Origin of the sequence: Actinoallomurus vinaceus (assembly GCF_039542055.1) — a bacterium.
Lineage (GTDB): Bacteria > Actinomycetota > Actinomycetes > Streptosporangiales > Streptosporangiaceae > Actinoallomurus > Actinoallomurus vinaceus.
On record NZ_BAABHK010000017.1, the window covers coordinates 237,946 to 259,029 of the forward strand.

A 21,084-nucleotide genomic window follows, 5' to 3' on the forward strand; every position below is an offset into this window, starting at 1 on the left:
CCCCCCCGCCGACCGGTTCGGCGGGGGGTGTTCGTTTTCCGAGTTACTCGTCGATGAGCGCGCGGGTCGTGGGTGGACTGAGCAGCGCGGCGGCGCCCGCGACGGCCACCACCACGAGGACGACCCCGAGGGCCGCCCGGTGGCTCTGGAACATCGACACGGCGATGATCAGGGTGAAGATCTGGGTGAGGAGCGCCGGGGCGCGCCCCCAGCGGCGTACCTGCCACAGTCCCCAGCCGACCGCGATGATGCCGGCGCCGCCGAGGACGGCCATGAAGGCGAGGGCGACGGCGCTCGCGAGGTCGTGGGGACGGCCGATGACGGCCTCGATGCCGACGTACAGGCCGACGGCCAGCACGGCGGCCCCTTCCAGGGCCTCGACGGCTGCGGCGGCGCTCAGGGTGGCGGGACGTGTGGACACATCCAGGAACACTAGTAGGGCGCGCCCGCCCGTGATGCCCAGGCCGCGCCTTCCCCTGTTCTGCGGTGAACTACCCTTTTGGTCGTGCGCGCACTCTTGATCGCCAATCCGAAGGCGACCACCACGTCACGGCGGGCCCGGGACGTGCTGATGCGCGCGTTCGCCGGCGAGGTGCGGCTGGAGCTCGCCGAGACCCAGCGGCGCGGGCACGCGACCGAGCTGGCCGAGCAGGCGGTCGGCGAGGGCTATGACGTGATCATCGCGCTGGGCGGGGACGGCACCGTGAACGAGGCCGTCAACGGGCTGCTCGCCGACGGGCCGTCGGAGGACCTGCCGGCCCTCGCGGTCGTCCCGTCGGGCAGCGCGAACGTCTTCGCGCGTTCGCTGGGCCTGCCCAACAACGCGCTCGACGCCGCGGGCCAGGTCCTGGAGGCGCTGCGCGCCGGCCGGCACCGGACCGTGGGGCTCGGCATGGCCGGCACCCGCTACTTCACCTTCTGCGCGGGCCTGGGGCTGGACGCGGAGGTCGTCCACGCCGTCGAGCAGCTCCGGTCGGCCGGGTCCCGCGCCTACTCGACGCTGTACATCCGGACGGCGCTGCGCCAGTTCTTCGTGCTGACGGACCGCCGGCGCCCGGCGCTCACCCTCGAAGTGCCCGGCAAGCCGCCGCTCGGGCACATCTTCCTGAGCATCGTGTCGAACACCTCGCCATGGACGTACGCCGGGCCGTGGCCGGTCGACCCGAGCCCGCGGGCGGCGTTCGCGACCGGCCTCGACCTGTTCGGGCTGCGGCGGCTGGACCTGCTGTCCACGCTGAGCGTGCTGCCACAGATCGTGCCGCCGTTCAAGCGGCAGCCGCGCGGGGGCCACATCGTGGGCCTGCACGACCTGCCGGAGTTCACGCTGCGGTCGCATCGGCCGATCGCCTTCCAGGTCGACGGGGACTACCTCGGTCAACGCGAGGCGGTGACCTTCCGCTCGGTCCCCAAGGCGGTTCGCATCGTGATCTGAGGCACGAAGCGACGTTCATGTTTCGGTCATGTGACACACGCGACAGCCATACTTTGAGAAAGTTTTCTCAAAGGTCTTGCGCCCTCTCTGACGCCCTGGGAATCTCTAAGTGGCGCGCGGCATCGGGTATCGCCCCTGGTCGAGACCGCCATGAACACTTCCCGGACCTCACCCAACAGGCCTTGGACTGTTCGCGACATCGTGAAACCGTTCACAAGTGGAGTCGACACTTCACGCGCTACGAAGGAGTGGACCGCATGGACTGGCGCCACCGCGCTGCCTGCCGTGACGTGGACCCCGAGCTGTTCTTCCCGATCGGGAACACCGGCCCCGCGCTGGTACAGATCGAGGAGGCCAAGCAGGTATGCCGCAACTGCCCGGTGACCGACGCCTGCCTGAGGTGGGCTCTGGCCTCCGGTCAGGACGCCGGCGTCTGGGGTGCCATGAGCGAAGACGAGCGACGCGCCCTGAAGCGCCGGAACGCCCGCGCCCGCGCTCGCGCCCACGCCTGAGAACGACAACACCTGAATACGACGACGCCGCATCGTGGTTCGCAGGTCGGCCCACGACAGCAGGCGGCATCGACGCCCGTGGCCCACGGCCCCGGGCGTCGGTCGTTTCCGATCCCTGAACGGCTGATCGGCCGGTCAGCCCGGCGGCGCGGTGCGCGGCCCCTGGTCCAGCGGGATGTCCAGGACCACCTCCGTGCCCCCGCCCGAACGCGGGCGCAGGTCGATCACCCCGCCCAGCTCTCCCACGATCAGCGTCCGGACGATCTGCAGGCCCAGACTTGAGGCCGACTCGACGTCGAAGTCGGCCGGCAGCCCGCTCCCGTCGTCGGCGACGAGGACGCTGAGCCGCTCCTCGCCCCTGGTCACCACCACCTCGAGTGATCCGGCGCGGTTGGCCAGCCCGTGTTCGAGGGCGTTCTGCAGCAGCTCGGCCAGGACCATGGCGAGCGGCGTGGCGATCACCGCGGGCAGCACCCCGAAGCCGCCGACCCGCCGCGGGCGCACCCGGGTCTCCGGTGCGGATACCTCCCCCGCCATGGCCATCACCCGGTCCGCGATGTCGTCGAAGTCGACCAGCTCGTCGGGCGTGTGCGACAGCGTCTCGTGGACGATCGCGATCGAGCCGACCCGGCGCACCGCCTCCTCCAGCGCCTCCCGCCCCTCCGGCACCCGCAGCCGCCGCGCCTGCAGCCGCAGCAGCGCCGCGACGGTCTGCAGGTTGTTCTTCACGCGGTGGTGGATCTCCCGGATCGTCGCGTCCTTGCTCATCAGCGCCCGGTCGCGCCAGCGCAGCTCGGTGACGTCCCGCAGCAGCACCAGCGCGCCCGTACGGTCGCCGTCGACGATCAGCGGGATGGCGCGGAGCTGGACGATCGCGCCGTTCGCCTCGATCTCGGTCTCGCGGGGGGCCCGCCCGCCGGCGACCACCGCCAGCGAGTCGTCCACCGGGGCGCTGACGAGCAGCGCCGTGGTGTCCCGCAGGAGCGTGCCCTCCAGGTCGGTGGCCAGCCCCAGCCTGCGGTACGCCGACTGGGCATTGGGGCTGGCGTAGAGCACGCGCCCGTCGTGGTCGACCCGGATCAGGCCGTCGCCCACGCGCGGTGACCGCGCGAGGTTGGGCTCCTCGCCCGGGAACGGGAAACGCCCGTCGTTGATCATCTTCGCCAGGTCGCTGGCGCTCTGCAGATACGTCAGTTCGAGGTGGCTGGGCGTACGCGCCGAGCTGAGGTTCGTGCTGCGCTGGATGATGCCGAGGATCCGGCCGCCCCGGCGTACGGGGATGGCCTCCTCCCGGACCGGGATGCCGCTCCCCCACTCGGGGTCGCCCTCCCGGCAGATCCGCTCCTCCGCCCACGCCACGTCGATGAGGCCGCGCGTCCCGGGGTCGGCGACCATGCCGACGAGGTCGTCCGGGTAGGCGGTCGGGCCCGTCGTCGGCCGGATCTGGGCCACCGCCACCCAGCCCTCCACCACGCCGTTCCCGCGGGGACGGCGCGAGGTCAACGGGACCCAGAGCACCAGGTCGGCGAAGGACAGGTCCGCGAGCAGCTGCCAGTCCGACACCAGGGCGTGGATCCACTCGAGGTCCGCCGCGTCGAGATCGGTGTGCTGCCGGGTGAGGTCGGTCAACGTGGGCACCTCTGCATAATCGCAGGCGATGCTGGAATGATTTCCAGGTGGACCCTCTTCTGCGGCTGACGGCCGCGGCGCGCGAACGCACGGCAGCCGGGCTGCACCGTACGCTCCGCTCCCGCCCGCCGGGGCCCTGGCTCCTCGACCTGGCCTCCAACGACTATCTGGGCCTGTCCGGCGACGCGCGGGTGATCGAGGGGGCCGTCGAGGCCGTACGGACGTGGGGCGCGGGTTCGACCGGGTCCCGGCTGGTCACCGGGACGACGGAGCTGCACACCGAGCTGGAGCACCGCCTCGCTGCGTTCACCGGCATGCCGTCCGCGCTCGTGTTCTCCTCGGGTTACCTCGCCAACCTGGGGGCCCTCACCGCGCTGCGTCCCCGGCTGATCGTGTCCGACCAGGGCAACCACGCGTCGCTCATCGACGGCTGCCGCCTCTCCCGGGCGGCCGTCACCGTGACCCCCCATGCGGACGTCGCGGCCGTCGACGCGGCCCTGACCGGTACGGGCGACGCGATCGTCGTCACCGACGCGGTGTTCTCCGTGGACGGAGACCTCGCGCCGCTCCGCGAGCTGCACCAGGTCGTGCGGCGCCACGGCGCGATCCTCGTGATCGACGAGGCCCACGCGCTAGGCGTCGTCGGACCGGGCGGGCGCGGCGCCGCGTACGCCGCCGGTCTCGCCGGGCAGCCCGACGTCGTCCTCACCGTCACCCTGTCCAAGTCGCTCGGCACGCAGGGCGGCGCGGTCCTCGGCGCCCCCGAGGTCATCGAGACGCTCGTGGACACCGCGCGGTCGTTCGTCTTCGACACGGGGCTGGCGCCGGCGTGCGCCGGCGCGGCCCTGGCCGCCCTCGACGTCCTCGACGCAGAGCCGGACCGGCCCGAACGCGCCCGCGAGCGCGCCCGCCGGCTGACCGGCATCGCGCGGGAACTCGGCCTGGAGACCACGTCCCCGGCCGCCGCCGTCGTCCCGGTGATCATCGGAGATCCCCACGACGCCGTCCGCGCCGCCGAGCTGTGCGCCGAACAAGGGGTGCGAGTCGGCTGCTTCCGGCCACCGTCGGTGCCGGAGGGACGCGCCTGCCTGCGCCTCAGCGCCCGCGCCGACCTGGGCGAGGCCGATCTCACAGTAGCCTGCAAGGCCCTGGCTACTGTCAAGGAAGATTCCAGACCGTACCCTGCTCCTAACGCCGGAGCGACGCGGCGATGAACGTTAGGAGAGCGCGTGACGGCTGAGCGGGCACCTGAGCTAGGGATCGAACCCCGGGTCCCGAAGTACTACCGGCTGAAGAAGCGCCTCATCGAGCTGACCGAAGCCCTCACCCCCGGTAGCCCCCTGCCGCCCGAACGCACTCTCGCCGAGAAGTACGGCACCTCCCGCACGACCGTCCGGCAGGCCCTCGCCGAGCTGGTGATCGAAGGACGCCTGCAGCGCATCCAGGGCAAGGGCACGTTCGTCGCCAAGCCCAAGGTCGCCCAGGAACTGCAGCTCGTCAGCTACACCGAGGACATGCGGCACCACGGCCTCAGCCCCGAGACGCGCATCCTCGACATCGACTACGTCACCGCCGACGAGCGCGTCGCCGGCCTGCTCGGCATCCGCCCCGGCGGCCGCGCCCTGCGCATCCACCGGCTCCGCCTCGCCGACGGCGAGCCCATGTCGATCGACACGTCGCTGCTGCCCGCGCGCCGCTTCCCCGGCCTCCGCAAGGAGCTCCCGCGCCACGGCTCGCTGTACGAGACGCTCGCCACCGCGTACGACGTGCACCTCGCCGAGGCCGAGGAGACGATCGAGACCGTCCTGGCCACCCCCGACGACGCCCAGCTCCTGGGCGTCGACGTCGGCCTGCCGCTGCTCCTGCTGTCCCGGCACGCCTTCGACCTCGACGGCCACCCCGTCGAATGGGCCCAGTCCTTCTACCGCGGCGACCGCTACAAGTTCATCACCCGCCTCCGCCGCCGCGACCAGACGCCGTAGCGTCGTTGAATGTACCGTTCTCGGTACGGACAGTAAGCGGATTCCCTACGATGACCCGGAGCTGATCGTGAGGGAGGAGTCACACAACGTGAGCGCGGTGGCCCATTACTACACGCTCCCGGACACCCCGTACGACCTCTGGGTCCGCGGCGAACTGGCCGACGTCCTCCACCTCCCTGACGACGGCACCAGGGTCGAGGTCATCGGAGGGGAGATCGTCGTGTCACCGGGTCCGACCGTTGGCCACAACGGGATAGTCCAGGACATCGCCGACAGCCTGGTCGAGGCAAGGATCGCGGATCCGACCTTCCGCTGGCGCTGCGTGCAGGTCACCGACCTGAATCTCAGGGATATCCGCGATGGCTACATTCCGGACCTCATCATCCTGGACGTTGATATGCAAGATGAGGCACGAAAGGCTGACGCCCGGCACCTTCTTGCCACCCAGGTAGATCTCGTCGTCGAGGTCACCTCGCGCTCCAACGCCGCCTGCGACCGTCAGCCAGGACCGAGGCGTGGCGGCGCCACCAAATGGAGCGGCTACGCCCAGACCGGGATCCCCAACTATCTTCTGGTCGATCGCGACCCGCGCGCCGCGCAGACCCTGTTCTTCTCCAACCCTGACCGGGGTAGCGGCATGTACCGACATCTCCAGTCGTGGGAGTTCGGAGAGACCATCCGCCTCCCGGATCCATTCGGCTTCGCGATCCCAACGGACAAGTGGGACCCCTGGGACGAGGTTCCGCGCTAGGGGGTGTCCGTCGCGAGTCTTCGGGGTCAGAGGCCCGACAATCCTCGGCGGTGATGAGATGGCGCCGGCCGCAGTGTCGCCGGGGATTCGGCGCCGTGACTCGTTAGAGTCACCAGAGTGAGTGTGCTCGTGGTCACCGGGACGGACACCGGCGTGGGCAAGACGGTCGTCACGGCGGCGGTCGCCGCCCTGGCGCGGGCGCGGGGGGCGTCGGTCGCGGTCGTCAAGCCCGCGCAGACCGGGGCGCGGCCCGGGCAGCCCGGGGACCTCGACGAGGTCCGGCGGCTCGCGGGCGTCGGCGACCTGCACGAGTTCGCCCGCTATACCGACGCGCTGTCCCCGGCCGCAGCCGCCCGGCGGGCCGAGCTGCCGCCTCCCGACCTGGCCGCCGCGGCCGAGCGGATCCGCTCGCTGGACCGCGACCTGGTCATCGTCGAAGGGGCGGGCGGGCTGCTGGTCCGGTACGACGACGACGGGGCGACGCTGGCCGACCTCGCGCACACGCTGCGGGCGCCCGTTCTGGTCGCGGTACGGCCGGGGCTGGGCACGCTGAACCACACGGCGCTGACCCTGGAGGCGATGGCGAACCACGGCCTGGAGCCGGCCGGGATCGTCATCGGCGCCTGGCCGCACCGGCCCGGCCTGGACGACCTGTGCAACGTCCGGGACCTGGAGACGATCGCCGCCCGTCCGCTGTCCGGGGCGCTGCCCGAGCGGTCGGGGCGGCTCGACGGCCCGGAGTTCCTGCTCGCCGCCCGTGACGGGCTCGCCCCGCATCTCGGTGGCGTCTTCGACGCGGCGGCCTTCCGGGAGGACTGCGCCGCCCGGGCCCGCACCTGGGATCTCATCCCGTGAACCCCTCTACCCTCCGGTACGACCCGCTCCCCCCGACCTGTCAGGGAACCGCGCGGCCTCGGAACACGTCTGACTTCCGGGGACGCGCCACGCACTGAGGAGCGATCACCTATGAAGGCCATGGTCGTGGTGGCATGCGCCGGAGCCGTCCTGGCGGCGGCCGGCTGTTCCGGACGTTCGGAGGCCAAACTCGATCCCTCGTCGACCCCGGCGCCCTCGTCGACTCCAGCGCCCTCGTCGGCGCCGGTCACGCAGGGCCGGGGCCTGGTCCTGCGGACGAGCACCAGCGGGGGCTTCGCCGGGTTCGGCGGCCCGGGGAGCCTTCCGGACTTCTCGCTGTACGGCGACGGGCGGGCGATCGCCGGGTCCGGCCCGCTGACGGAGTACCGGCTGACGCCGCAGGCGCTTCGCCGCCTCGTGGCGGCGGCCGGCGACGCCGGGCTGGCCACGCCGCGCACCGTGGCGAGCCCGCACATGGCGGACGCGATGTACAAGGTCATCACGTTCGTGGTCGGCGGACGGCCGCGTACGACGAGGGTCGTGCAGCCGGTCACCGACGCCAAGGCGGCGGCGTTCCTGGCCCGGCTCGATCCGGCCGCGTGGCCGCGCGACGACCTGGCGTCCGCGCCGCACCCGTACCGTCCGGCCAAGGTCGCGGCGCTGGCGGTCCCCGGGTCCGCGGCCGGGGCGCGAAGCTGGCCGTTCACTGCGCCTCTCGGCTCGGGGACCCCGGTGGGCACGAGGATCTGCACCCTGCTGACGGGCGCGGACGCCCGTGCGGCCGTGCGGCTGTCCTCGCCGACCCGCCGGTGGAGCGACTGGGAGGACCACGGCCGGCCCTACCGGGTGCAGTTCCGCCCGCTCCTTCCCGATGAGGCCGGCTGCTCCGCACTCGCCTAGTTCTTCCTAGGCGGCCGGCCCCCGCCGAAGCCGGGGGCCGGCCGCTGCCAGATCGTTCGAGCCTTACGGCCAGCCGATGTCGTTGCGGGTCATCGCGCACCTCCTCTCGTCGCGCACGCACACCCGGTCGCTCGATCGCTTGCGGTGCGGCGGTGGGGTAAGCATCCTGTGAGGTCAGGGCCATGATCAACAACTGTCTCGGCAACACAGTGATAAGCGCTGGGTTCACAATCCCGGCCGGCGCGCCGCCGCCGGGACCCCGTTGATCCGTCGCCGACGCCCTCTCGTATGACCAGGCCCATGGCGTTCGTGATGAGTCAGTCACTTAGTGTGACACGGGTGGCATCGGGTAATTGACGAGGGTGTGGCGATGCGAGTGCCAGGCCATCGGCCTGCGACATCTCACGTCCTAGGGGGACACATGGCTCTCAAGACAGCGACCGTGGTCGGCGTCGCGCTGGCGATCTTCACCATCGGCGCCGCCACGCCCGCCTTCGCCGTACCGCGATCCGGCAGGTCCGACGCAGATCGATTCGAGCGGGGCCAGGACGGGGACAGGGCATTCCCGCGGTTCCGTGAGGACAGGAGCATCGTCTTCGCGAGGGGAGGCCGAGCCGCCGTGACCCTCCGTGGCCTCGTCGAGACCACGGAACGCAGAACCGACGGCCTCTTCGAGAGAGTGCGATAAGGGGTCACCGGATCCGCTGAGTCCCTTCGCTCAGGAGGACCACGGGGCCACGAACGGTCGATCAGCCGCCGGCACCCGCGGCGACCAGGTCCTTAGGGCGTCGCCACGACGGCGGGTGAGCGGGTCCTCTTGGCCGCCTGTTTCTGCTTGCGCAGGTCCGACGGCACGATCGGCCGTTTCGGCGTGGGCGGGACCCCTGCCGGGAGCCCCGTGGACGGTTGCGCGCCGGGCGTCGAGACGGTCGGCGTGGGGGTCGGGCTGGGCGTCGCGAACCGGCGGGTCTTCCCGACCCAGGCGGGCGGCGGGAACTCCTGGACGGCGTCGGTGCGAACGGCCGTCGTCATGAACGCCTGCCAGATCGCGCTCGGCGTGCTCGTGGTCTCGCGCAGGGGCGCGTCACCGTGGTTGATCAACGGCCGGTTGCTCGCCCGGTACGTGACGACGGCGGTGGCGATGCTCGGCGTGTAGCCGCAGTACCAGGCCGCGGCGTTGTGGTCCGTCGTGCCGATCTTGCCGGCCATCGGCCGGTCGAGCAGTACGGGTGCCAGGCCGCCCGCCGGCTTGGCGGATCGCGGGTCGCCCCCCGGCTTGGCGAGCCGCCCGGCGACTTCGAACTTTGCGGCGGTCCGCAGGGCGAAGGTGACGTCCGCGGCCGCGCCCGCCGAGATCGCGCGGCGGACGCGGGGCCGTACGGTCAGCAGCGTCTTCCCCGAGGAGTCCGTGACGCGGGAGATGATGTGCGGCGTGGCGTACCGGCCGTCGACCAGGGCAGCGTACGCCGCGGCCTCGTCGACGGCGTGCACCCTGGGCGGCGAGGACCGTGCCGGCAGGCCGACGCTGCCCGCCGCGGACGCTCCGGTCCGGGCGCCGAGCCGCGCGAACGCCGTGTTGTACGAGCGGCCGACGGCCTGCAGGAGATCCGTCGCGCCGGCCTTGTCATCGTCGTCGTTGAGGACGCCCTTCATCGGCGAGGCGTCCACGGTGCTGCGCAGCCCGATCCCGTTCTCCAGCGCCGTGGCCAGGACGAACGGGAAGAACGACGACCCGGACGGCAGGTCGGCGAGGAACGCGTTGTCGTACTGGTGCTTGAGATAGTCCCGCCCGCCGTACGCCGCGAGGATGTCGCCGGTGCCGGGCCGCACCGAGACGAGCCCGGCCTCCAGATCCTTGTCCCGGCCGAGCGCACCGGCCACCGCGCGCGGCGCCTCGGCCTGCATCGCGGAGTCGAGGGTCGTGGTCACCCGCAGGCCGCGCCGGTAGATCTCGTCGTCACTGAAACCGCGGGCGTGCAGCTCGCTGGTGATCCGTTCGATCAGGTAGCCGCGCTGCCCGCCGTACAGCGGGTCGGTGTGGGCGGGCGCGACCTCCGGGAACGCCGGTCGCGGTCCCTTCGGCAGCACGCCCGTGGTCATCATGCCGTCGATGACGTACCGCCAGCGGGCCTGCGTCTGGGCGGTGTGCCCGAGCGCCGGGTCGAGGTACGACGGCGCCTGGACCATCCCGGCCAGCAGCGCGCTCTCGGCGGGCGTGAGCGCGCCGACGTCCTTGCGGAAGTACGCCTGCGCGGCCGCCTGCACCCCGTACGCCCCGCGCCCGAAGTAGACGGTGTTGAGGTACTGCTCGAGGACCCAGTCCTTGGACCGAGAGCGGCTCAGCTTGACCGCGATGAACAGCTCCTTGACCTTGCGGGTGAGGGTCTGGCGCGGGTCCAGGTAGGCGACCTTGACGTACTGCTGGGCGATGCCGGATCCGCCCTGGCGCGCTCCGCCGGAGACCGCGGCCCACGCCGCGCGGCCCAGGCCGACGGGCGAGACGACCGGGTCGTGGTAGAAGCCGCGCTGCTCGGCGGCGAGCACGGCGCCGCGCAGGTGCGCCGGCATCGCGCGCAGCGGCACGGCGACGCGGTTGAGCCGCCCGACCTGGGCGAGCGGGGTGCCGTCCCGGTAGGTGAGGATGCTGGCCTCCGCTCGCGCGGCGGCGCTGACCGGCGGCACCTTGACCTGCGTGTACATCACTCCGATGGCGACCCCGAGGATCAGGAGGAGACCTCCGAACACGTATCCGCTCCGCCGGACCAGGCGCCACCTGCGGCCCTTACGCGGGATGAGGCTGCGCAGCCCCAGCACCGCATACCGGATCCACCGGTTCCGTTCGCGTCTTCGCCTTCCCACCATGCCTGACAACCCTGGTCACGGAAGATCATCAAGCTGTCGGGGTGCCGTCTCACTTCCCGGAAATTGTCTTGATTCCGTGACAGAACCACGCCGCCGGGCCGGTCGCTCGATAATGGGCGCGTGGTCGCGATCTTGCTCGTCGAGGATGATCCGTCGGTTCGAACGGGTCTGGAACTGGCCCTGAGCCGTCAGGGGCACTCCGTCACCGCGCGGACGACGGGTGAGGAGGCGCTGGAGTACGCCCGGGCGCGCCGCCCCGAGATCGTGGTGCTGGACGTCATGCTGCCCGGGATCGACGGGGTGGAGGTATGCCGTCGCCTCCGCAAGGCCGACCAGATCCCGATCATCCTGCTGACCGCGCGCGGGGAGAGCCTGGACGTGGTGGTCGGGCTGGAGGCGGGCGCCGACGACTACGTGGTCAAGCCGGTCGAGCCCGCCGTGCTGGACGCGCGGATCCGCGCGGTCCTGCGCCGCGCGGAGAACAGCCCGATGATCCGGTCCACGTTCGGCGACCTGATCATCGACCGGGCGGCGCTGCGCGTCACGAGGGCCGGCGTGGACGTCCACCTCACCCCGACCGAACTACGGCTGCTTCTGGAGCTGACCCGTCACCCCGGGCAGGCCCTGACCCGCGGGCACCTGCTGCGGGAGGTGTGGGACCACGGCTACGCGGGAGACTCGCGGCTGGTGGACGCCTGCGTACAGCGGCTGCGCGCCAAGATCGAACCGGACCCGGGCACGCCGACGCTGATCCAGACGGTACGGGGCTTCGGCTACCGGTTCGCGGCACCGTGATCAGCGGACTGCGCAGGCGCCTGTTCGTCGCGTTCATCGCCGCCTGTCTCGCCTCGACCGCGCTCGTGGCCGGCATCGGCTACGTCTTTGTCCGCCGGGCCGTCCTGCAGCGCGCTCAGGACTCCGTCCTCATCGACACGCGGGAGACGCTCGCGCACAACGTGCCCGGCGACCTGACCGCTCCGGTGCCGGAGAAGACCCTCCAGGACGTGGCCACCGCGCTGGTCCGGCCCGACCGGTACATCGTCGTGACCGACGGGACGACGACGGTCGCCACGGGCGAGTTCAGCCTGCGCGACGTGCCCGTCGGCCTGGCGACCCACGTGACCAAGGGGCTGTACTTCCAGCGCGTCGTCCTCCACGGGACGCCGTGGCTGGTCGCCGGCACGCGTGTGCAGGGCCGTGACGGCAGGCCGCTGCCGCTGACCGTCGTCGTGTTCGCCTCGCTGGCCAAGGAGAACGCCGACCTGCACCGCATCCAGAGCGCGCTGACGCGCGCGGGGGCGCTGACGGTCGTCGTGGCCGTGGTGCTCGCGGCGCTGCTCGGACGCAGCGTCCTGCGGCCCCTGCGCCGGCTGGCCCGGGCCGCCCGTTCGCTCGGCGCGGGACACCTGGGCACCCGCGTCCGCGTGCGCGGCCGCGACGAACTGGCCGACGTCGCGCGCATCTTCAACGAGAGCGCGGCCTCCCTCGAGGACACCGTGCGCGAGCTGCGCCGCCTCGAGGCGACCGCACGGAGGTTCGCCGCCGACGTCTCGCACGAGCTGCGCACCCCGATCGCCGCGATGACCGCGGTCACCGGCATGCTCGAGGAGGACGCGGGCCGGCTCCCGTCCGACACCGGCACGGCGGCCCGGCTGGTGGCCGACCAGACCCGCCGCCTGGGCGCCCTCGTGGAGGACCTCCTGGAGATCAGCCGGATGGACGCCCGAACCGCCGACCTCACCCTGGACGACGTGCCGCTCGCCGAGCTCGTCCGCGAGTGCGTCACCACGCGCGGCTGGAGCGACCAGGTCGTCATCGAGATCCCGCCCGGCCTGCGCGTCCGGCTCGACCCCCGGCGGTTCGACGTCATCATCGCCAACCTCGTGGCCAACGCGCTGCGGCACGGCGCGCCGCCCGTCCGCATCACGGGCCGACCCGGCTTGGAAGTACGCGTGATCGACCACGGTCCCGGCATTCCCGAGGACGTGCTGCCGTACGTCTTCGACCGTTTCTTCAAGGCGGACCCGGCGCGGCCGGCGGGCAAGGGCACCGGGCTCGGCCTGTCGATCGCCCAGGCCAACGCCGCCCTGCACGGCGGCACCATCGAGGCCGCGAACGCGCCGGACGGCGGCGCGGTGTTCATCGTCCGGATCCCGGTATGAGGCGGGTCCTGCGCGCCATCGGGCCGGCGGCGGCGGTGTGCGCCCTGGTCGGCTGCGGAGTGCGCCCGACCGGCGTGGTGAACGCCGGGGAGGCCCCCACCGCGACCGCCACCTCGCTGCCGCGCGCGCAAGTGTACTTCCTGCTGGACGACGGCAGACCACGGCCCGTGACGCGGGCGGTGGCCCCCTGGGACACCCAGGCGGTGTTCGACGCGCTCCTCGCCGGCCCGACCGACCAGGAGAGCGCCCACGGGCTGCACACGGAGCTGACGCCCGACGTGACCATCCGCGTGGTCGGATCGCGGGCCGTGTTCGTCGAGTACGCGAACGCCTTCTCGAAGCAGTCGATGGCCGGGTACACCCAGATCTACTGCACGGCGCTCCTCCTGCCCGGCGCTCCGATCGTGAGGATGCCCGGGGCCCTGGACCAGAAACTGCAGGCCGAGCAGGAGCAGAAGCTCCGGGCCGGGATGGACATGTGCCCCGGGGCGGCCGTGCGGCCGGGGGCGGACGGCGTGCCGTCCTCCCCGAACGAGACGTCGCCGGGGCCAGAGGGGGCCTTCCCGGGTGCGACACCGATGCCGGGCGAATCCGTCCCCGCGACACGGCCGCCCGTCGTCTCCGGCAAGGAGAAAGTGCCCTCGAGAAAGCCGGGCCCCCTCCTGAAACCGAGCCGATCGGGTTAGTGCGAGGTTCCCGGCGTTGCCGTTTCGTTATCAATAGGCGTCATGCCGAGATCAGAACGTGACCGCGCGCGTTCACAGTGGCCACCAGCGAAACTTTGTTTCGAAAGGGCCTCACATGCCGCACAAAGATGCGCAGTCGACACGACCCGTCGTACGGGCCGTGGTCGCCGTCCTCCTCATCGCGCCGTTCGTCATCTACCTCGCCGTCCCGAGCTACGCGAAGATCAAGCCCAGGCTCGCCGGCTTCCCCTTCTTCTACTGGTGGCAGCTGCTCTGGGTGATCCTCACCGCGGTCTTCATCGGCATCGCGTACGCGCTCACCCGCAACGGCGGCGGCCGGACACCGGCCCGCGACCAGGCCGACGAGAAGGGCGAGTGAGGCTCCCATGGACAACGTCAACGGCGTCGAACTCGGCGTCTTCGTCTTCTTCATCGCCGTGGTCACCGTGGTCGGCTTCGCCGCCGCGCGCTGGCGGCGCGGGCAGACGATCCTGCACCTGGACGAGTGGGGCCTCGGCGGGCGCAGCTTCGGCACCTTCGTCACCTGGTTCCTCCTCGGCGGCGACCTCTACACCGCGTACACCTTCATCGCGGTGCCGGCCGCCGTCTTCGCCGGCGGGGCCATGGGGTTCTGGGCGCTGCCGTACGCGGCGATCGCCTATCCGATCGTGTTCCTCATCGGCCCTCGCCTGTGGTCGGTGTCGCACGTCCACGGATACGTCACCCCCGCCGACTTCGTCCGGGGCCGCTTCGGTTCCAAGGCGCTCGGCCTGGCCGTCGCGGTCACCGGCATCCTGGCGATGATGCCCTACATCGCCCTGCAGCTCGTCGGCATCCAGGCCGTCCTCACCGTCATGGGCGTGAAGGGCTCCGGCCTGGCCAGGGACCTGCCGCTGTTCATCGCCTTCGCCCTCCTGGCCGCCTACACCTACACCTCCGGCCTGCGCGCCCCCGCGCTCATCTCCTTCGTCAAGGACACGCTGATCTACATCGTGATCATCGTGGCGATCCTCTACATCCCGACGAAGCTCGGCGGCTGGGGGCACATCTTCGACACCGCCCAGGCGGCTCTCACCAAGACCAACCCGGTCACCCACAAGCCGACCGGCTCGATCATCACCGGCGACCTGAACCAGTGGGCGTACGGGACGCTGGCGCTGGGATCCTCGCTGGCGCTGTTCATCTACCCGCACACGGTGACAGGAGCGCTCGCCGCCGGCCGCCGCAACGTGATCAAACGCAACGCCGCGCTGCTCCCCGCCTACTCGCTGCTGCTCGGCCTGCTCGCCCTCCTCGGCTACATGGCCCTGGCCAAGCCCGACGTCGCCGCCGCCGTCAAGGCCGCCAAGAACCCGCAGCTCGCCGTGCCGACGCTCTTCGACCACGTCTTCCCCAGCTGGTTCACCGGCGTCGCCTTCGCCGCGATCGGCGTCGGCGCCCTCGTCCCGGCGGCGATCATGTCCATCGCCGCCTCGAACCTGTTCACCCGCAACGTCTACAAGGCGTTCTTCCGGCCGGAGGCGTCGCCGGCGGAGGAGACGCGGGTGTCGCAGTTCGTCTCCCTGCTGGTGAAGATCGGAGCGCTGATCTTCGTCCTGGCCTTCGACAAGAGCCTCGCCATCAACCTGCAGCTGCTCGGCGGCATCTGGATCGTGCAGACCTTCCCGGCGCTGGCGCTCGGGCTGTTCACCCGGTGGTTCCACCGCTGGGCGCTGCTCGCCGGCTGGGCCGTGGCCATGGTGTACGGCACCGTCACCGCGTACAACCAGTCCTCGCCGACGCAGAAGCACTTCGGGCAGTCGATCGCGAACATCCCGTTCATCGGCCACACCGGGTACATCGCGCTGACCGCGTTCGTGATCAACATGCTCGTCGTGGTCGTGCTGACCGGCCTGCTGAAGGCGCTGAAGGTCCCCGACGGCGCCGACGAGACCAGCCCGTCGGACTTCCTCGCCGACGCGAAGGACCCGCAGGTTCAGGACCTGCCCGAGCTCACCACCGGCTGACCGGCCCGCGGTGGTCTCCTCCGCATGACGTTGGGAGGCCACCGCGAGCTTCGCCCCTTTTGTGGTGTTCTAAGCTTCCTCCGTGAGCCAGGACACGCCTCCGGCGATCGGTACGCCGGGGCGACCGCCCTCCCGCGGGATACCGGACGACATCGAGATCCATGTCGCCCGACCCGAGGAGCTGCGCGCGATCGGCGAGCTCACCGCGGCCGTCTACGTCGCCGCCGCGTACATCAGCCCGAACGGCAGCTACGTCCCCCACCTCCGCGACGCCGCGTCCCGAGCCCGCGAGGCGGAGCTCATCGTCGCGGTACGGAACGGCGAGCCCATCGGCACCGTGACCTACTGCCCGTACGGCAGCTCCTGGGCCCAGCTGGCCGGGCCGAGCGAGGCGGAGTTCCGGATGCTCGCGGTCAGCCCCATGGCCCGCGGAGTCGGCCTCGGCGAGGCCCTGGTCCGCCTCTGCATCGACCGCGCCCGCGAGGACGGCTGCACCACGCTCCGGCTCTCGACCGAGCAGGTCATGCACGCGGCCCACCGCATCTACCGCCGCCTCGGCTTCGTCCGCACCCCGGACCGCGACTGGAGCCCCGCCAAGGGCGTCGACCTCCTGACCTACGCCCTCGCCCTCTGACACGTCGAGGACGGGCGTGCCGGATGCAACACCGATCTCCGACTTTCCCCCGGCTCTCAAGATCTGGATTCACTACAAACACACAGACGATCTGTAAGTCCGCCGTGATCGCCGAGAGTCTTCGTGGCCGGAGCAACGAAAGGTCTCGGCAGTAAGCCGTACGGCGAGCGTCGCCCCGACTACTCGATGACGGCGATGAGGTCGCCTTCCTGGATGACGTCGCCCTCGGCGACCTTGAGGCTCGTGACCGTGCCGGAGTCCTCGGCGAGCACCGGGATCTCCATCTTCATCGACTCCAGGATGACGAGGGTGTCGCCGTCCTCGACCTGGTCGCCCTCGCTGACGAGCACCTTCCACACGTTCGCCACCATTTCCGCGCGGACCTCAGCCACTGCGGCTCCTCTCCTCAGACGCCGACGTGAGCCGGACGCATGTTTCGATCAGTACGAAGGTTCCCGTCACGCATCCTCACAGCGTGCCGTACGTCCATCACCGGGCCCGCATCCGGTCCACGAGGCCGGTGTCGTACTCGCCGGAGACGAAGTCCGGGTCGTCCAGCAGCTCGGTGAAGAACGGCAGGTTGGTCTTCAGGCCCTCGACGCGGAACTCCTCGACCGCGCGGCGGGCGGAGACGAGGGCCTGGGCCCGGTCCGGGCCGTACACGCACAGCTTCGCCAGCAGCGGGTCGTAGAACGGCGTGACCTTGTTGCCCGCGCGGTAGCCGGAGTCGACGCGGACGACGTCGCCGGACGGCTCCTCCCAGACGGTGATCTGCCCGGGGCTGGGCAGGAAGCGCTTGGGATCCTCGGCGTAGACCCGGAACTCGATGGCGTGCCCGCGGGGCTCGACGGTGGTGAAGGACACCGGCTCGCCGGCCGCGATCAGCAGCTGCTGCTCGACGAGGTCCAGGCCGGTGACGAGCTCGGTGATCGGGTGCTCGACCTGGAGACGGGTGTTCATCTCCAGGAACACGAAGTCCTGTGCGACCGGGTCGACCAGGCACTCGACCGTGCCGGCGCCGCGGTAGCCGACGGCCTCGCCGGCGCGTACGGCGGCGGCGAGCATGCGGGCGCGCAGCTCAGGGCCGACGCCGGGCGACGGAGTCTCTTCGACGACCTTCTGGTGGCGGCGCTGGACGGAGCAGTCGCGCTCGCCCAGGGCGACGACCGTGCCGTCGGCCAGGCCGAGGATCTGCACCTCGACGTGGCGGGCGCGTTCGATGTAGCGCTCCAGCAGGATGTCCGGGTTGCCGAAGAACCGCTCGGCGCGGGTGCGGGCCGTCTCGTACGCCTTGCGCAGCTCCGCCTCGTCGCGGGCGACGCTCATGCCGATGCCGCCGCCCCCGCCGGCCGCCTTGACCATGACGGGATAGCCGATGCCCGCGGCCGCCGCCGCGTCGGCGTCGGGGACGGGCTCGCGGGTGCCGGCGGCGACGGGCACGCCCGCCTTCTCCATGAGGTTCCGCGCGTTGATCTTGTCGCCCATCGCGGCGATCGCCTCGGGCGGCGGGCCGATCCAGACCAGTCCCTCGGCGATGACCCGCTCGGCGAAACCGGCGTTCTCGGCCAGGAAGCCGTACCCGGGGTGGATGGCCTGCGCGTTGGTGCGCTTGGCCGCCTCCATCACCGCGTCGACGTCGAGGTAGCTCTGCGCCGGCTGGGCCGGGCCGATGAGGATCGCCTCGTCCGCCTCGTCGACGTACGGCAGATCGGCGTCGGCCTCCGAGTGGACCGCGATGGCCTTGATCCCGAGGGCGCGCACGGTACGGATCACCCGCCGGGCTATCTCACCACGGTTCGCCACCAATACGGACTCGAACACCAATCCTCCTCATTTGCACTCGGCCCAGCGAGAATAACCACGCGTTGCGCGGTGTACCGCCGTGCGCGGTGACAAAAACCCGTGGGGCCGACTTGTCACCGCATGCGGTCGACAACGTGACCGAGCGCCTCGATCACCGTGGGGTCGTACTCCGCCGCCGAGTCGAGCCGCAGCCGCTCCAGCACGGCCGCCGACCGGTCGCGATCAGGAGAGTCACCGACGAGGTCATCGTAGGCGTTCGCGACCTTGATGACACGGCTCGCGAGCGGTGGCGGCGATCCGTCGCTCACGCGGTACGGGTCGGACTGGCGGCGGACGATCTCGGCGACCTCGTCGAGGACGCCGGTCTTGGTGATCACGCCGGCGCCGAGTTCGGCGATGCGCCGCTGTTCCTGGGGCGAGGCGAGGACGGTCGCGCCGCCGGGGATGGGGTCGCGCAGCGACAGCTGCCCGATGTCGTGCATGAGCGCGGCGTACTCGAGCTCGAGGAGCTCCTCCTCGGTCATGCCCAGCTCCCGGCCCATCGCGACGGCGAGCCGGCTGACGCGGCGCGAGTGGCCGGCCTCGACGTATCCGCCGACCTCGGTGACCTGGGAGAGGGCGCGGACGGTCTGCAGGTAGGTCGCCCGGATGCCGGCGAATTTCCGGAAGGCGACCTGGGTGACGAGGATCGGGGCGGTGAAGACGAGCAGCGCGGCCGGGCCCATCACGAAGGTGCTGACCGCGAGGAGCATGCCCGTCGCCCCGGAGGCGGCGCACAGCGGCCCCTTGGCCCGGATCTCGTCGCCGAGCGCGATGCCGAACCGCGCGCGTACGGCCTCCGCCCGGATGACCGCCGCGGTGGTGACGTCGATGACACAGGACAGGATCACCGTCAGGACCATCACGGTGATGAGCGCGGGCCAGTGGTCGCGCAGCGGCGAGTGCATGATCGGCCGGAAGATGAAGGCCACGATGGAGGGCGTGAGGATCCGCCGGGCCAGCGCGTCGAGCTTGGGTACCCGGCCGACCGCGATGTGCGGCAGCGCTCCGGCGAGCGTGCCGCAGGCGGTGACGGTCACGACCTGGAAGGCGGAGTGGGCGGCCGAGTCGGCCCCGACCTTCAGCAGGAGCGCGTAGCCGAGGGCCCCCGCGCTGGCGATCGGCGCGACCTCCCGGTTGCCGGGGACGACCATGCGGAGCAGCTCGCCCACCGCGATCAGCGCGCCGAACAGCACCGCCGTACGGGAGTCGACGACCCCGACCGCGGCGACCTGGGTGACCGAGCCGATGACGAGCAGCCCCGCCACCGCGATCAGCAGGAGCTGGGCGGAGTCGAGTGACTGGCCGATGGTGCGCCGCCGCGCGGGCGCCGGTGCGGCGCTCATTTCTCCGCTCGCTGCGTCGGGTCGCTCGCGGTCATGGGCGCCTTCCGGTCATGCGGGCCTCCCGCTCAGGGGTGCATTCCGGTTCACGGGCTCGCCGGCTCACGGGCGGACGCCTTCGCCGGCGACGCGCAGCGGGGCGCTCGGGTCGTCGTGGTCCTGCTGTGCCGTCTCCTCGCCCTCGGGCGGGACGACCGGGTCGGGGCGGATCCAGCCGTTCCGCTCGATCGCGGCGATGAACGCCTCGACCAGCGCCGGGTCGAAATGAGTGCCGGCGCAGCGCCGCAGCTCGGCGATGCCGGCGTCGTTCGGCATGGCGGGCCGGTACGACCGGGTGGAGGTCATCGAGTCGAAGGCGTCCGCGACGGAGATCACCCGGGCGAACTCCGGGATCTCCGATCCGGCCAGGCCCATGGGGTATCCGGTGCCGTCCATCCGCTCGTGGTGGTGCATGATCCCGGCCAGGGCCTCGTCGAGGAAGCCGATGTCGCGGACGATCTCCAGGCCGCGCATCGGGTGCAGCTGGATGGCGGCGAACTCCTCCTCGCTCAGGGCCCCGGACTTCTGCAGCACCCTCGTCGGCACGCCGAGCTTGCCGACGTCGTGCAGCATGCCGGCGTACCGCACCGCGCCGACCCGCTCGGGCCGCATGCCGATCTCGCGGGCGATCATCGACGCGCCCCGGGAGACCCGCTCGCTGTGCCCGCGCGTGTAGTAGTCCTTGGTCTCCACCGCCTGGCACAGCGCGGCGATCGTCGCCGCCTGGGCCTCCCGCTGCCCCCGGGTCTGCTCGAGCGCCCACCGGGCGATGAACATCGGCAGCAGCACCAGCACGGCGGAGAACGGGCCGACGACGCGCCACGGGGCGGCGATGAGCAGCCCGAACATGCCGTACGCGAGTTGCCCGACGGTGAGCTGGCCGACCGGCGCCCAGCGGAACCCCCACATGGGCGCCTTCTTGGTCAGTATGAGGATGACGGCGACCAGGCCGAGGTTGACCGCGACGTAGGTGACGACCGCCGCGACGTACGGCGGGATGATGCCGGGGAAGGATCCGTCGGTCGGCTTGCCGACCGTGCCGCCGGCCGCCTGGTAGACGACGCCGGCGAGATATCCGGAGAGAGCGAACTGCGCGCTGTTGAACAGCCTCTTCACGAGGGCGACGTCGCGTCGGCCGGTGACCACGGCCGACGCGCCCACCAGTGCCGCGCCCACGGGGCCGAGCAGCACGACCGAGGCCAGGCCCGCCGAGTAGCTCAGCGAGACGCGTGCGCTCGCGCTGCTGAGCAGCGCCGGCACCGACTCACAGACCACGGAGAGCACCGCGAGCACCGCGAGCGTCGTCCAGTCGATGCCGTCGAAGGACGACAGAGCGATGCACGCGGTCCCGAGCGTGACGACCGTACAGACGTATGCCCATGCGGCCAGGGGTAGTCCACGCATTGCCGCCCCTACGAGGTAATGGGCTAAGCCCAGGACACGCCTTTT

The 21,084-nt window shown here is 71.5% G+C and carries 21 protein-coding genes; 14 read left to right on the forward strand and 7 right to left on the reverse strand.

Translation table 11 applies throughout. The features are described from left to right. Positions 1-43: 43 nt before the first annotated feature. Positions 44-421, reverse strand: a complete 378-nt coding sequence (locus ABEA24_RS42910; protein ID WP_345439541.1) for a hypothetical protein — start codon at positions 419-421, stop codon at positions 44-46. 84 nt (positions 422-505) lie between these two features. On the opposite strand from ABEA24_RS42910, the gene ABEA24_RS42915 reads away from it, so the two are divergent. Next, positions 506-1,432: a diacylglycerol/lipid kinase family protein gene (locus ABEA24_RS42915; protein WP_345439543.1), complete on the forward strand. Its 927-nt coding sequence runs from the start codon at positions 506-508 to the stop codon at positions 1,430-1,432. Between the two features lie 257 nt (positions 1,433-1,689). After that, positions 1,690-1,944 carry a WhiB family transcriptional regulator gene (locus ABEA24_RS42920; protein ID WP_345439545.1) on the forward strand — a complete coding sequence of 85 codons (255 nt, stop codon included), beginning with the start codon at positions 1,690-1,692 and terminating at the stop codon, positions 1,942-1,944. A 135-nt stretch (positions 1,945-2,079) separates the two neighbouring features. Here the strand turns inward: ABEA24_RS42920 and ABEA24_RS42925 are convergent, their stop codons facing one another. Further along, positions 2,080-3,582: a histidine kinase N-terminal domain-containing protein gene (locus ABEA24_RS42925; protein ID WP_345439547.1), complete on the reverse strand. Its 1,503-nt coding sequence runs from the start codon at positions 3,580-3,582 to the stop codon at positions 2,080-2,082. A 38-nt stretch (positions 3,583-3,620) separates the two neighbouring features. Between ABEA24_RS42925 and ABEA24_RS42930 the strand changes: the two genes are divergently transcribed. From ABEA24_RS42930 to ABEA24_RS42955, 6 genes are all read left to right on the forward strand, one after another. Continuing rightward, a complete protein-coding gene (locus ABEA24_RS42930; protein WP_345439549.1) occupies positions 3,621-4,787 on the forward strand; it encodes an 8-amino-7-oxononanoate synthase in 1,167 nt (388 codons plus the stop codon). A gap of 15 nt (positions 4,788-4,802) precedes the next feature. Then, positions 4,803-5,555, forward strand: coding sequence for a GntR family transcriptional regulator (locus ABEA24_RS42935; protein ID WP_345439551.1), 753 nt, complete (start codon positions 4,803-4,805; stop codon positions 5,553-5,555). Positions 5,556-5,643: 88 nt separating this feature from the next. Beyond that, positions 5,644-6,306: a Uma2 family endonuclease gene (locus ABEA24_RS42940; protein WP_345439553.1), complete on the forward strand. Its 663-nt coding sequence runs from the start codon at positions 5,644-5,646 to the stop codon at positions 6,304-6,306. Between the two features lie 117 nt (positions 6,307-6,423). After that, positions 6,424-7,161 (forward strand): dethiobiotin synthase, encoded by a 738-nt coding sequence (bioD, locus tag ABEA24_RS42945; protein ID WP_345439555.1) that lies wholly within the window; start codon positions 6,424-6,426, stop codon positions 7,159-7,161. A 111-nt stretch (positions 7,162-7,272) separates the two neighbouring features. Beyond that, on the forward strand, positions 7,273-8,061 hold the full coding sequence (locus ABEA24_RS42950) for a hypothetical protein (RefSeq protein WP_345439557.1): 789 nt from the start codon (positions 7,273-7,275) through the stop codon (positions 8,059-8,061). Between the two features lie 421 nt (positions 8,062-8,482). Beyond that, the gene (locus ABEA24_RS42955; protein ID WP_345439559.1) at positions 8,483-8,749 is read left to right on the forward strand and encodes a hypothetical protein; all 267 of its coding nucleotides are present in this window, start codon (positions 8,483-8,485) and stop codon (positions 8,747-8,749) included. Between the two features lie 92 nt (positions 8,750-8,841). Here ABEA24_RS42955 and ABEA24_RS42960 read toward each other — a convergent pair whose 3' ends face one another. Continuing rightward, a complete protein-coding gene (locus ABEA24_RS42960) occupies positions 8,842-10,806 on the reverse strand; it encodes a transglycosylase domain-containing protein (RefSeq protein WP_345439561.1) in 1,965 nt (654 codons plus the stop codon). A 237-nt stretch (positions 10,807-11,043) separates the two neighbouring features. On the opposite strand from ABEA24_RS42960, the gene ABEA24_RS42965 reads away from it, so the two are divergent. The 6 genes from ABEA24_RS42965 (at position 11,044) to ABEA24_RS42990 (ending at position 16,411) form a co-directional block, all read left to right on the forward strand. Beyond that, positions 11,044-11,718 carry a response regulator gene (locus ABEA24_RS42965; protein WP_345439563.1) on the forward strand — a complete coding sequence of 225 codons (675 nt, stop codon included), beginning with the start codon at positions 11,044-11,046 and terminating at the stop codon, positions 11,716-11,718. Further along, entirely contained in the window at positions 11,715-13,085 is a 1,371-nt protein-coding gene (locus ABEA24_RS42970; RefSeq protein ID WP_345439565.1) for a sensor histidine kinase, read from the forward strand. The genes ABEA24_RS42965 and ABEA24_RS42970 overlap by 4 nt, the downstream gene beginning before the upstream one ends. Beyond that, the gene (locus tag ABEA24_RS42975) at positions 13,082-13,771 is read left to right on the forward strand and encodes a hypothetical protein (RefSeq protein ID WP_345439567.1); all 690 of its coding nucleotides are present in this window, start codon (positions 13,082-13,084) and stop codon (positions 13,769-13,771) included. The genes ABEA24_RS42970 and ABEA24_RS42975 overlap by 4 nt, the downstream gene beginning before the upstream one ends. A 115-nt stretch (positions 13,772-13,886) precedes the next feature. Next, on the forward strand, positions 13,887-14,150 hold the full coding sequence (locus ABEA24_RS42980; protein ID WP_345439569.1) for a DUF3311 domain-containing protein: 264 nt from the start codon (positions 13,887-13,889) through the stop codon (positions 14,148-14,150). A 7-nt stretch (positions 14,151-14,157) separates the two neighbouring features. Further along, complete coding sequence (gene mctP, locus ABEA24_RS42985; protein ID WP_345439571.1) at positions 14,158-15,777, forward strand: monocarboxylate uptake permease MctP; 1,620 nt, start codon at positions 14,158-14,160, stop codon at positions 15,775-15,777. An 82-nt stretch (positions 15,778-15,859) separates the two neighbouring features. After that, positions 15,860-16,411, forward strand: a complete 552-nt coding sequence (locus ABEA24_RS42990) for a GNAT family N-acetyltransferase (protein WP_345439573.1) — start codon at positions 15,860-15,862, stop codon at positions 16,409-16,411. A gap of 179 nt (positions 16,412-16,590) precedes the next feature. On the opposite strand, the gene ABEA24_RS42995 is transcribed toward ABEA24_RS42990, so the two are convergent. The 4 genes from ABEA24_RS42995 to ABEA24_RS43010 all read right to left on the reverse strand — a co-directional run bounded on the left by ABEA24_RS42995 (position 16,591) and on the right by ABEA24_RS43010 (position 21,039). Next, positions 16,591-16,803, reverse strand: a complete 213-nt coding sequence (locus ABEA24_RS42995) for a biotin/lipoyl-binding carrier protein (protein WP_345439575.1) — start codon at positions 16,801-16,803, stop codon at positions 16,591-16,593. A 97-nt stretch (positions 16,804-16,900) separates the two neighbouring features. Next, positions 16,901-18,232 (reverse strand): acetyl-CoA carboxylase biotin carboxylase subunit, encoded by a 1,332-nt coding sequence (locus tag ABEA24_RS43000; protein WP_345439577.1) that lies wholly within the window; start codon positions 18,230-18,232, stop codon positions 16,901-16,903. 95 nt (positions 18,233-18,327) lie between these two features. Beyond that, positions 18,328-19,599 (reverse strand): HD-GYP domain-containing protein, encoded by a 1,272-nt coding sequence (locus tag ABEA24_RS43005; protein ID WP_345439579.1) that lies wholly within the window; start codon positions 19,597-19,599, stop codon positions 18,328-18,330. Positions 19,600-19,698: 99 nt separating this feature from the next. After that, entirely contained in the window at positions 19,699-21,039 is a 1,341-nt protein-coding gene (locus ABEA24_RS43010) for an HD-GYP domain-containing protein (protein WP_345439581.1), read from the reverse strand. Positions 21,040-21,084 lie beyond the last annotated feature (45 nt).